Annotated in this window: 12 protein-coding genes; 4 read left to right on the top strand and 8 right to left on the bottom strand. The window is 41.9% G+C overall.

Annotated elements, in window-relative coordinates; all coding sequences use genetic code 11:
- The first annotated feature begins 116 nt into the window (after positions 1–116).
- Entirely contained in the window at positions 117–2,288 is a 2,172-nt protein-coding gene (locus FET73_RS06595) for an endonuclease (RefSeq protein ID WP_154223161.1), read from the top strand.
- Between the two features lie 128 nt (positions 2,289–2,416).
- Entirely contained in the window at positions 2,417–3,013 is a 597-nt protein-coding gene (gene rnt / locus FET73_RS06590; protein ID WP_484502568.1) for a ribonuclease T, read from the top strand.
- Between the two features lie 5 nt (positions 3,014–3,018).
- On the opposite strand, the gene FET73_RS06585 is transcribed toward rnt, so the two are convergent.
- Genes FET73_RS06585 through maiA form a run of 4 tightly spaced genes read right to left on the bottom strand, consistent with a single transcriptional unit; the run spans position 3,019 to position 7,475 of the window.
- The gene (locus FET73_RS06585) at positions 3,019–4,659 is read right to left on the bottom strand and encodes an AMP-binding protein (RefSeq protein WP_154223160.1); all 1,641 of its coding nucleotides are present in this window, start codon (positions 4,657–4,659) and stop codon (positions 3,019–3,021) included.
- 31 nt (positions 4,660–4,690) lie between these two features.
- Positions 4,691–5,884: a BaiN/RdsA family NAD(P)/FAD-dependent oxidoreductase gene (locus FET73_RS06580; protein ID WP_154223159.1), complete on the bottom strand. Its 1,194-nt coding sequence runs from the start codon at positions 5,882–5,884 to the stop codon at positions 4,691–4,693.
- Entirely contained in the window at positions 5,871–6,803 is a 933-nt protein-coding gene (locus FET73_RS06575; RefSeq protein WP_154223158.1) for a DMT family transporter, read from the bottom strand. Before FET73_RS06575 ends, FET73_RS06580 begins: the two co-directional genes overlap by 14 nt.
- Before the next feature lie 18 nt (positions 6,804–6,821).
- Entirely contained in the window at positions 6,822–7,475 is a 654-nt protein-coding gene (maiA, locus tag FET73_RS06570; protein WP_154223157.1) for a maleylacetoacetate isomerase, read from the bottom strand.
- A gap of 285 nt (positions 7,476–7,760) precedes the next feature.
- On the opposite strand from maiA, the gene FET73_RS06565 reads away from it, so the two are divergent.
- Together FET73_RS06565 and FET73_RS06560 are read left to right on the top strand one after the other, a co-directional pair.
- Positions 7,761–8,291 carry a hypothetical protein gene (locus FET73_RS06565; RefSeq protein ID WP_154223156.1) on the top strand — a complete coding sequence of 177 codons (531 nt, stop codon included), beginning with the start codon at positions 7,761–7,763 and terminating at the stop codon, positions 8,289–8,291.
- 111 nt (positions 8,292–8,402) lie between these two features.
- Entirely contained in the window at positions 8,403–10,058 is a 1,656-nt protein-coding gene (locus FET73_RS06560) for a serine hydrolase domain-containing protein (protein WP_154223155.1), read from the top strand.
- Between the two features lie 10 nt (positions 10,059–10,068).
- Here FET73_RS06560 and FET73_RS06555 read toward each other — a convergent pair whose 3' ends face one another.
- The 4 genes from FET73_RS06555 to FET73_RS06540 all read right to left on the bottom strand — a co-directional run bounded on the left by FET73_RS06555 (position 10,069) and on the right by FET73_RS06540 (position 12,680).
- Positions 10,069–10,626, bottom strand: a complete 558-nt coding sequence (locus FET73_RS06555) for a lipocalin family protein (protein WP_154223154.1) — start codon at positions 10,624–10,626, stop codon at positions 10,069–10,071.
- A 98-nt stretch (positions 10,627–10,724) separates the two neighbouring features.
- The gene (locus FET73_RS06550) at positions 10,725–11,108 is read right to left on the bottom strand and encodes a hypothetical protein (RefSeq protein ID WP_154223153.1); all 384 of its coding nucleotides are present in this window, start codon (positions 11,106–11,108) and stop codon (positions 10,725–10,727) included.
- Complete coding sequence (locus FET73_RS06545; protein ID WP_154223152.1) at positions 11,095–11,604, bottom strand: hypothetical protein; 510 nt, start codon at positions 11,602–11,604, stop codon at positions 11,095–11,097. Before FET73_RS06545 ends, FET73_RS06550 begins: the two co-directional genes overlap by 14 nt.
- Positions 11,604–12,680, bottom strand: coding sequence for a M24 family metallopeptidase (locus FET73_RS06540; RefSeq protein WP_154223151.1), 1,077 nt, complete (start codon positions 12,678–12,680; stop codon positions 11,604–11,606). The genes FET73_RS06545 and FET73_RS06540 overlap by 1 nt, the downstream gene beginning before the upstream one ends.
- Positions 12,681–12,719: the final 39 nt, after the last annotated feature.

Below are 12,719 nucleotides of genomic sequence, written 5' to 3'. Positions count from 1 at the left end.
ATTTCTCAAAACTAATAAAAACCGGGGATAATTTTTAATAATTATCTCCAATTCACACATTTGACATATTTTTCATTGTAGAATCGTTTTCCCGATTTTCCCCTACTTTTAAAACAATGAAAAAAAATTTACAACTTTGGGCTGCAATTTCAGCCTCTTTTGCCGCTTTCAACGTTGATGCCGGCACCCCAGAACAAGCCAACTTATTAATCACAGAAATCGCAGCCAAACCCGCCACAGGTGAGTTTATTGAAATTCACAACAAAGGTGCGGCTCCAATCGATTTAAGTAACGTTTATTTAACGGATGCCACATATTCAAACGGTGGTACTTATTATTACCAGTTAGTCACAGGCGGTGGCGGTGGCGGTGGCTTTGCCGATTTCTATGCACGTTTTCCGGATGGTGCCTCCATTGCACCAGGTGCATACCAAACAGTGGCTTTAAATGGCGCCGTTGATTTCAACACAGCATACGGTATAGACCCCACTTATGAAATTGCTAACACCAGTGCGGTACCTGACATGCGTGAAGCACGCACAGGTTCAATAGATGGATTGAACAGTGGCTTAACTGATGATGGCGAAGTCGTGGTTTTAGCTTATTGGAATGGCCAAAGTGATTTGATGCAAGACATTGACTACGTATTATGGGGAGACAAAACCGAAGCCATTGATAAAACCGGTGTGTCAATTGATGGCCCAGACGGTGACAGTAACAGCAGCACTTACCAAAACGACACCAGCATTGCCAATCAAGCAATTTTTACTTCATTTGAACATGCAGATGGAAACTCATGGCAACGCAGCAACATGAATGAAGGCAATGAAACCACAACTGGCGGTAATGGCATCACAGGCAGTGATGAAACCTCAGAAGACTTGAACAACACATTCTTTGAATCTACACCCACACCCAATGCCGCTGCCGGTAATCCACCAGCACCTCAAATCATCATCAATGAGTTAGATGCCGTAGGCACCGCTGAATTCATCGAATTAAAAGGATCCCCTAACAGCAGTACCGATGGTGTGACTTTGGTTATGTATGACGGTGGCACAAACCAAGTGTCTGATGCTTATGACTTATCAGGCAACACATTTACTGCAGAAGGTTATTTCCTAATCGGTGACAGCAGCTTAACACCCAATTACTTATTACCACCTGACAGCATTGCTGATGGTGCTGATGCTATAGCGATATATTATTCAGATGTGGCGAACTTTCCTAATGGCTCCGCCATCACCAGTACCGACATCTTAGATGCTTTGGTTTATGGTTCTGGACAATCTGATGACACAGACCTGTTGGCATTGATGAATATAGGGCAAGCACAGGTCAATGAAGATGCCAACAGCAATGCAGCATCTGAATCATTAGCGCGTTGTCCAAATGGCTCTGGCGGGTCTTTGAACAGCTTAACCTACCAAGCCGTTGACCCTACTCCTGGCTTGGCCAACAGCCTGTGTCCCATTGGCGAATATTACGCCACAGCTGATGACACAGATGCCAGCACTTTGCGTACTTCATTACATGAAATCATCGATGACCATGTTAAGGGCAATTACACCAGTGGCCCATCAGCGTTTAACACATGGGACATGCTTTCATTTGCTGACGAAGACCCAACAGATCAAACTAAAGTTTGGATGGTTTACAAAAACAACTCTTACACATTTATTGGTGGCGGAGACCAGGTGTATAACAGAGAGCATACCTGGCCACAATCTTATGGATTTAAAGTTGCTGCATTAGGAACTAATAATGCAGCCAGAACCGATGGTCACCACTTAATGATGTCAGACAAAATCTACAACCAACATCGAGATAATTTATACTTTGATAATTGTTCAAGCGGCTGCACAGAAGATGTCACGACGGCAAACCACGGTCAAGGTGGCGCCGGAATCAGTAACAAATACGACACTAACTCTTATGAAGTTTGGGACTTCCGCAAAGGTGACATCGCGCGTGCCATGTTTTATATGGACGTTCGTTATTCCGGAGATGTGCCAGGAGAAGTAGATTTACAACTGACTGACAACCCCAATCTCATCAACCAAGATGACCCTTATATGGGTTTATTGTCTGTATTATTGGAATGGCATGAAGCCGACCCAGTTGATGACATCGAGCGCGACAGAAATGAACGCATTTATTCCTACCAAGAAAACAGAAACCCATTCATTGACCACCCTGAGTGGGTTGAATGTATTTTTGTAAATGGTGGAGAATGCACAACAGAAAGTAATGACATTATTTTTACCAGCGGATTTGAACAGCAATAAACACTGACAATTCCATGAAGGGCGGTTTTTCCGCCCTTTTTTGTGCCTTATAAAAAACACCTTACTGTCTTTTCTTGCTTCAATAATTTACAATCAAGCCTTTGAAAAAAACAGCACACATGCCAAGCATCAAAGACAGATTCAGAGGATTTTTACCCGTTGTGGTCGACGTAGAAACTGGTGGTTTCAATAACCAAACCGATGCTTTATTGGAAATCGCAGCCGTCATCATAGAAATGGATGAGTATGGTAATTTTGTCAAAGGTGAGTCTATTAATGCCTATGTTGAACCTTTTGAAGGTGCTAACATCGACCCGAAATCACTAGAAATCACCGGCATAGATTTGAACCACCCTTTGCGCATGGCGCTGAGCGAAAATGCAGCGTTGGGAAAAATTTTTACCCCCATCAGAAAAGCCATCAAAGAAACCGGCTGTACCCGAGCTGTTTTAGTGGGTCATAATGCCCACTTTGATCTCGGCTTTGTTCATGCTGCTGCTGAACGCGCGGGCATTAAAAGAAACCCTTTCCACCCTTTCAGTTGCTTCGATACCGTAACATTATCTGCACTGGCTTATGGTCAAACGGTTTTGGCCAGGGCCATCAAAGAGGCCGGAATAGAGTGGCAATCCGACCAAGCCCATTCGGCATTGTACGACACTGAAAAAACGGCAGAATTGTTTTGCGCCATTTATAACAAAGCCAACCGAAAAGGTATGTATTAACGATTTTAAATGATATAAATGCCAGGTTTTTTCAAATGTGGCTCAACCAAAGGTAAATAATGTTTTTCAACATGTTGTCTTTGAATTTTTAAGGTCGGTGTCAACAAACCATTTTCAGAAGTCCATTCCTGTTGAGAAATAAACAAGTGACTCGGTTTGGCGTGTGCCTCTAATTCAGTTTGCAACACAGTCAATGCCGTTAAGCATTGCTGTTTATAATGCGCCATATCAACGTCTTGTTCTGATATTGACACGACCAAAATAGGTTGACCCATACCAGACCCCATCAACACGACTTGATCTAAAGGCAACAAAGTGATCAATTGTTGTTCTACTGGTATAGGCGCCACATACTTGCCTTTGGCTGTTTTAAAAATGTCTTTCACCCGACCTGTGATGTATAAAAAACCTTGGTCGTCAATATGACCCAAATCACCTGTATGTAACCACCCTTCTTGATCTATGGCTTCATCAGTCATCACCTGATTTTTGTAATAACCCATCATCAATGCAGGGTTTCTTATACACACCTCACCCTCATCACTGATTCGACACTCACAGCCTGACAATGTTTGCCCCACACTGCCCAAGAGCGTGTCTTCATTTTTGGTCATATGAGAAAGGCCACAAGATTCTGTCATACCATAGGCTTCGTTTAATTTAATGCCCAAATCTTGATACCATTCAAGCACGTTTTTCGGTACAGAAGCGGCAGCGCACAAAGCAAACTTTAATTGTGAAAAGCCCATACGTCGCTTAATCAAGCGCTTAAATAAACCGCCCAAAACGGGCATATTTAGGATTTTTTTAGCCCGTTCAGCGCCGCCTAACTTATCTTCAACCGCCATCTTCATTTTTTGCCAAATCCTCGGCACACCAAAAAATATGGTCGGTCTGGCACGCCCCACATCGGTAACAAACAAGTCCAAAGACCTGACGAAAAACACCTGCGCTCCCTTATAAAGTGATGACATTTCTACAGCCATCCGCTCTGCCACATGCGCCAAAGGCAAATAAGACACAAAACGGTCATCTTCAGTGATACGCACCCTTTCTTTTATCAAACTCATCGAACAGTGCACCGCGGCATAAGAAACCATCACACCTTTTGGTTCCCCTGTCGTACCCGATGTATAAACTATACTCATCAATTCATTCTGACATTCAACGGCACGATAAATCATTGGCTGATTATTCGCCACCATGTCATCCCAAAACGGTAAACCGCTGTGAGGCAAATAGCATGCCATTTTCAGTACATCGTCTGGAATCGTTGGCATCACATGCTCATAATCTAATAGTTTACCAACAAACACTGCTATGACTTCAGCATGTGACAACACATATCCAATGGTCTTTTGTGTGGCGGTAGGATAAATCGGCACAGCAATGTGGCCCGCCATTTGTATTGCCCAATCAGCCATCATCCAATGGGCACAATTGAGTGAAATGATGGCCACTTTACTTTGTGGAGGTAAACTGGATAACTGATTGGCCATACAAGCGACTTCATGCGCCACCCGTTGCCATGAATAAGTAATGGTTTGATTGTCTATTGGCTGGTTAAGATAAATTTGGTCAGGTTGCTGCGCTGCCCAGAAAAATAAACGGTCTATCGGTGATTGGAATTTATCTTCATTACTCATTTAAAGATAATGCACCAAAACCGGCTTTTTTTCAAGATAAAGAGGACGCAGCTGCATGGGCTGATGCCCAAGCCCATTGAAAGTTAAAACCACCCAAATGCCCCGTCACATCTACCACTTCGCCGATAAAATAGACATTAGGTTGGTTATTGACAGCCATGGTTTTTGATGACAGTGCATTTGTATTCACACCACCTAATGTGACCTCAGCAGTGCGATAGCCTTCGGTGCCAGCAGGCTTCAATTGACAGCGGTTAATAGAATCAGCCAGATCGCTACATTGTCGCTTACTTAATTGCTGTAAAGTGAAACGAGTCATTGATGGACACTCATGCGCCAACCAAGCTTCGGCCAATTTATTCGGCCAAAACTGGCTCAACCAATTCAATAAACTCATGTTGCCATTTTGTTTCTTAGCTTCAATTAAAGCATCCGCAACATCAACTTCAGGCATCCAATCAATTGATAAACTTTGGCCCACATCCCAATAGCTTGAAATTTGCAATACAGCCGGCCCTGACAATCCACGGTGCGTGAATAAGACCTGGTGGGTAAAAGTTTGGCCATTGGCCGTCAATGATGCCAGTACAGAAGTCCCCGACAAGGATGCAAACAGGTCTTTGTGTTGGTCACTGAAAACAAACGGCACCAGCCCTGCCCGCTTGGGCAACACTTCTAAGCCCAGTTGTTCGGCCAACTGATAACCAAAACCCGATCCACCCATCTTAGGAATAGACAGTCCACCGGTGGCAACAACCAAATTTCTAGTTTCAAAATCACCAACTTCAGTCTTCAATAAAACCGCTTGGTCAGCCATGAAGTCAACCGTCTGGACTTCGCAACTTGTCATTAACTTTACAGCTGCACGATCACATTCATCCAACAGCATGTTCAAAATATCTTTAGAGGATTTGTCACAAAACAACTGGCCCAATTCCTTTTCATGGTAAGGAATGTTGTGCTTTTCAACCATGGCAATAAAATCCCAAACCGTATATTGACTCATAGCAGATTTACAAAAATGCGGGTTTTTAGACAGGTAGTTTTCATGCGTCGCATACTGGTTGGTAAAATTACAACGGCCACCGCCGGACATCAAAATTTTCTTTCCGGGTTTGTTGGCCTTTTCTAACACCAAAACTGACAAACCTTTCTGCCCTGCTTTCAACGCACACATCAAGCCCGCAGCGCCAGCACCTAAAACAATCACATCATAGAATTTCATTTACAACTTTCACTTCCTTTTCTACTAAATTTTTGGCTTTGGGCTGCTTTTGCATCAATATCAAACCCAATAACATGATGCCAATACCACACCATTCAAACCATTCAATTTGATCACCCAAAATCGGCACTGAAAACAGTGCAACAAATATCACCCCAGACGAGGCCAAAACAGATGCCTCATACGACCTGATGGTGCGCAAAGCATAAGACCAAATGATCAAACCAAAAGCCAGCACCACTGATGCATTCAGAACAATCACAAACCATTGAAAAGATGAAACAGGCACCAAAGGTAAGTCTGTCGCCAAACCATACAATACCAAAGGCAAACCGCCCAATACAATGGTGCTGGTCGCTAACATGGTGCTCGACAAGCCACTGTCTTGTTGTGCTGATAGTTGACGAATCCAGACATTGGTCAGCGCCAAACACAAGACCCCGAAGCTCAAAACAGACAAAGCCAAAATCTCAGTCAAATCAGGTAATTCATTGAAGTAAACAAAAACGCCTGAAAGCGCCAAAATGCCACCAGCCCATTGACTGCGACTTGGGTGCTCTTTCAACATGATCACCGACAAGATCATGGTCACCAAGCCGGTAAAATTGATCACATAAGCATGGGTGGTTACCGGTAACTTTGAAAGTGCAAAAACAAAAGCCAGTCGATAAATAAAAAAGTACGATAAACCAATCAGCAACAACTTCAAACCATGCCTTTTAAGAATTAGCATGGGAACCGTTTTACGCCGAAAGACAAAAGTATAAAGCAGCAAAACCACCAACCCCGAGGCTACCATCAGCCATAAGAATGTAAACATCGACATCTGATCTAAAACCATCTTGGCCCAAACACTGCCCAATGAACCAACCATCACCAGGCTCAACAGCATCAAAACCACTTTCAAATGTTGACTCATATCAGTGCAACCCAGCCTTCAGGTGGCATCAAACTGGTTTTCAGGACGCGCCTGATTTATCGCATCCAAAGTCAAACAACGCACATTAATGGCTGACAACTTGGGATAAGCGTCTAAAGGCACATTAAAACGTTGGGCATTGTAAATTTGTGCCACCAAACAAATATCAGAAATACAGGGATAATCTGCATTCATGAAGTCATATTTTGAATCAGTCATCATTTGTTCTAATGCAGTAAAACCTTGGTGAATCCAATGGGCATACCATTCATCGACCTGCTCTTGTTGCCAACCTTCTTTGTCCGAATGTGGTCTTTTAAGGTATTGAAGCACGCGCAAGTTATTCAGAGGATGAACGTCAGAAACGATCATTTGTGCCATGGCTCTACATTGGGCTTGCGCCACTGCACCTGTCGGTAACAAAGCGACTTCAGGATGCTCGGCTTCTAAGTATTCCATGATGGCCATCGATTGCGTGATCACATCACCGTCATCGGTCACTAAAGCGGGCACCAAACCCTGAGGGTTCAAAGCCCGATAAGTCGCACTGTGTTGCTCACCACCACCTTTAACCAAATGCACCGATTCAGCATCATAAGCCAAACCTTTTAAGTTCAAAGCCATGCGAACACGGTAAGCCGCTGTACTGCGCCAGTAGGTATATAACTTCATCTGATATTGTATAAATCAAAAACAGAACCTTAGCCGTTTCACAAATCAAATACAAGCAACGCAGGCATTTCACAACCATTATCATATTTTGCTGAGAAAATTACCCTCAAACTAACACCTACTACTGCATCCTCACAAAAACTCAAGTTCAAATCTTGGGTGGTGATGCTAATGCATAACTGCCGCCTTTTAGAAGCCTCACTGAAAGGTAAAAAGTAAGACTGAAGCTCAAATAACACAGCCTGCTTTTTAACGGCTTTATTTGAGGCATTTAGGAGAAAAGTAATGAGTTTAATAGAATCATTAAAATCTCGAGTCAGTGACGCCGACTGGCAACGCATGTCAGAACATGCAGGTATTCCAGCTGAAGAGTTGAAAGTTAAGTTGCTTGACGCACTTTCAAATTTAGATCAAATTGAACAAGCCGACGAAATACCAGCACCACAAATTTCAGCAGTTAAGAGTTCAGGAGATTGCCATACGCAATCCTTCAGTGTCTCTTTATTCAAAGTCATAGGCATCAGTGGTGACTTAACTTTATGCGGCACCAACAGTTCAAACTGGACTGCCGAATTAAAAGTCTGCCTGATAGTGGCTGGTTCAAAAGTTTGGTGTACCAGTTACCAATTTGATCCACACAACTTAAAAATCTGCTACTCACCCAGTGTTGGCTTGGCTAAAGCTGACCTTTGTTTTAACTTAAAACTCAGTGGCAATAAAGCTTGCTTGAATGTATCAGGGAAAGCCTGTGTTTGGGGTTTTGGCTGGCGATGTGGTAAATTTAATAAAACACTGTTTTGCCTACCTATTCCTTAAATATATAATCATGTATAAGAACAAAGAGCCTGCGCCCTTTGTTCTTATACAAGCGCATTAACCATCTTTCCATGCATCTGTTAGAATGATTCATTTTGATAACAGCTCCTTATGATTAAATTGACTTTTTACATCATCAGCTTATTTCTCTCTTTTCAACTTAGTGCTAAAAATTTCAGCACAGAGATTGACGCTTTACTTAATGACATGTTTGACCCAAATGGCCCCGGTGCTGTGGCATTGGTCGTTAAAGACGGTAAAACCATTTACAGAAAAGCCTTTGGTATGGCTAATATCGAGCTGGGCGTCAAAATGACTCCTGAACACACCTTCCGTATTGGCTCTATTACGAAGCAGTTCACTGCGGTCGCTATCTTAAAACTAGCAGAAGAAGGTAAATTAAAATTAGATGATAACATCAGCAAATACATCAAAGATTACCCAACCCATGGCCACAAAATTACCATCAAACATTTATTGAGTCACACATCTGGCATCAAAAGTTACACAGAATTAGAGGTCAGAGATAAGGCGTTCAAACAGAGGGATTTGGCACCAAAAGAGATGATCGAAATTTTTATGGATCAACCCATGAATTTTTCACCGGGCGACCAGTACCGATACAACAACTCCGGTTACTTTATTCTTGGCTATATTATTGAACAAGTTTCTGGTCAAAGTTATGAGAGCTATATAAATAACAACATTTTTCAACCACTCAATATGCACGATTCTTTTTATAACTCTGCTACAAAAATCATAAAAAACAGAACAGCAGGTTATGAATTCAATGAGGAAAATGCAATTATCAATGCAGACTACATCAGCATGACACAACCCTATGCTGCCGGTGCCATGCGATCTTCTGTTGACGACCTATATATCTGGAATCAAGCTGTAATGAATGACAAAATCATCAGTAAAAAAAGCAGAGACTTGGCACATAAAAGAGGCAAGCTAAATGATGGCACAGAGCTAAACTATGGTTACGGTTGGTTTATAGGAAATATTCAAGGCGAACCCATGATTTTCCATGACGGCGGCATCGACGGATTTTTTTCTGAATCACGGTTTTTACCTAATGAAAATGTTTTTGTGGCACTTCTTGTCAATTGTGGCGGATGCAAACTGCCATATGACACAACCTATAAAATCGCTGCCATGGCCATTAACAAACCTTATCAAAATACAAAAACCACTTTAAGTGAACAGGCCATGTCTGAGTACCCAGCCGTCTATTTAAGGGGTGGTAACGACAGCAGTGAAAGGCAAATCACATCAGAGGAAGGTAAACTTTATTCTACTTTAGGCACTCAAAAACAAGAAATTTTCGCTGTTGCAAAGGATCACTTTATTTTTGCAACAGGCATCAACTCATTAATCTTTAACAGAAATAATTCAGGAACAATAGATTCAGTCACTTTAAAAAGCATTTATCCAGATGAAACTTGGGACAAAACTGACAAGCCATTACCCAAGCTAACAGCCATACATTTGCCTGAAAATCTATTAACAACATACATTGGATTTTATGAACTACGCCCTGACTTTATTTTTGAAGTCATTATAGAAAATGGAATTTTGTACCTGATGGCTCCAAAATCAGAGAAAAGAGAAATGGTGGCAGTGGAAAATAATCATTTTTACCTCAAGGGTGACTCACACATCAGGTTTACTTTTAACACCACTGACAAAGGGGTTGTCGAAAGCATGACTGCTTTTTGGGGCAGTGATTTTATAGCCAAAAAAATAGTACCTATTGAATAAAAACAGACCATCAATTGGGTGACCCTATCTTAACTTGAGGGGCTTTTTGGTTCACCCAAATCAATTGATCCACATCGAAACCCAAAGATTCTGCTTGTGAAGTGAATTTACTTTTCAGTTCATCAGAGATCTCAGGTGTTCTCGAAAGCAACCACAAATAAGATGTATCAGGCCCTGATACAAAAGCATATTCCTGATGCGTAGGATCTGTATCAAACACCACATAAGACCCATAAAAAGGACCGAAGAAAGATACTTTTAAATACCCTTGCTCACTTGATTCAACAAAATAGGCTTTACCCTCGGCTTCATCCCACTCATTGTCTTTGGTAGAAAAACCACGGTTAATGACTTTTACACCACCATCTTCACGCATGCTGTACGTCGCAGTGACTTGCTCTAGACCCCGCTCGAAGGAATGGTCAAGCCTCGCCACTTCATACCAAGTGCCCAAATAGCTATTCAGCTCAAAGCCTTGCACAGGTTTAACCGATGCTGGCATACCCAAGCTGCTGCAACCTGAAATCAAAAAACTCGCCGCTAAAGTCATTACATGTTTAATCTTCATACCCTAATCCTGTTAATTTTGACGCAGTTTAATCCTGACAATGTGAAATTTAGGTAGAAACGAATGACTGGTCTACTAGCTGCCTAGTTGACGCCTATTTATTTGTTATTTCTATAATGCTGAAACTGTTGTAAACCAAACCATCCCACTAACATCGCCACCAAACCAGCTGCAGCAATGCCGTTACTTGAATTGACCCAAACTTGTATCAACAGTAAAACCACAGTCGCCGCCACCCAAAGAAAATCACCCATAGCCACAATCAAAAGCAAAACATTCGGCACCGGTTCACGGTTAGACAACCATATCAGCAACATGCCCCACAAGTTCAACACCACACCCAAAGCCACCAACACCAATTTAGGCATATGATTGTTGTCAGCAAGAAAAGCGATAATCGTTTCAGGGATAAAAACAAACAAAGCCCCGAACAACAAACAGCTCAAGGCATTGAGTTTTAATATGAGGTTAATCTGATTCATTTATATTCCTTTTAGATAACGCAGCATCAAGTGCCTTCAATTCATCCGCCTCAGTAAACACAGGCATTTGTTCAAAGGGTCTGGCTCTTAAAATCTCACCATTTTTGACATATACCAAATATTTATCAGCAGCATCAAGCGAACCAATGGGATTAATTTGTTTTTCACAACTGACAATAACCCTTAAATCTTTTTCTACCCAATAGATATTTGAATAAAACTCACCTTTTAAAACTTGAATTTCATCAAATTCTACGTCAAAAAAATTGTCACCTACCTCTTGCTTAGGCTCTCTTAATATTTCATCAATAACAAAAGCAATAAAAATTAAATCAGCTTCCATAGCCACACCCATAACAAATGCTGATTCTTCTTCAATGATGTCTTTTTCACGCTGAAACCTTTCTTCAAATGTTAAATGCCCACATGCATACAACGGACTCAAGAATGAAGCTAAAACAATGAAAGCCAATAATTTAGAGAAATAAACATTCATCAATGAAGCTCCATCAAGTCTCTGGGAAATTGAGTTAAATATTCAAGTCCATTATCAGTCAACACCACATCATCTTCTATGCGAACGCCACCCCATCCTGGGATGTAAATGCCGGGTTCAATCGTGATAACACAATGCTTTCTTACGGTTAAATCACAACCTAAACCAATAAACGGAAATTCATGCAAGTCCATGCCAACACCATGACCCAAGCCTTCACCTTGGTATTCAGCATAGGGCGATTTATTGAGCACCTGTAGTGCATGATGATAAATCTCAGCACCCGTCATTTCTGCATTAAATGCATTGATGGCCGCTTGTTGTGCTTTAAACACGGTTTGATAGATGTCACGCTGTTTGTCATCGGCCTTCCCGAGTAAGAAAGTTCTTGTCATGTCTGAATGATAACCACTGATAACCGCACCAAAATCAATCAGCAACAAATCACCTTTGGCCAGCTTTTTATTACCCGGAATGCCGTGCGGTAAGGCACTGCGTTCCGCAGCCAGCATGATGGTTGGAAATGAAGGCGCTTCTGAACCCAGTAAAGCCATTTGATACTCCAACTCGGTCGCCAATTCACGTTCAGTCACCCCAGGCTTAATCATGTCCAATAAGTTGGTTAACGCCTGATCAGCAATGCTTGCCGCTTTTCGAATGGATTCAATTTCACCTGCATCTTTGACATACCTTAAATCCTCAACCCAGCGTGATGCCCTGTGACACTCAATTTCTGGCCAATGTTGTTGCATATCCAACCACACACCATGGCTGATGTGATCAGCTTCAAAAGCCAAGTTATTAGCCGCATGCTTGAACAACAATTCATAAATCAAAACCGCTAAACTCTGGTTAACCCGATCGCGACAAATCACTTGAAAATCATCACACTGAGACTTGGCTTGCTCAAAATAGCGGTAATCAGTCAGCAAATAAGCGGCATCCTGAAAAATCAAAGCCGTTGCCGCATGGCCCGTAAAGCCACTGAGGTAGGTGATGTTGTGGTCATCGAAAACCAACAATGCATCCAAGTTATTCAGGCTGAGCTTGTCGAAGATTTTTTCTAATCTTTTCATGATAATAAAAATCAAATGGCCATTAAAAACATCAGGTTA

It is taken from the genome of Marinicella rhabdoformis, from assembly GCF_009671245.1.
GTDB lineage: Bacteria > Pseudomonadota > Gammaproteobacteria > Xanthomonadales > Marinicellaceae > Marinicella > Marinicella rhabdoformis.
Note: the sequence above shows the minus strand (reverse complement) of the source record. Positions and strands in the feature narration are given on the sequence as shown.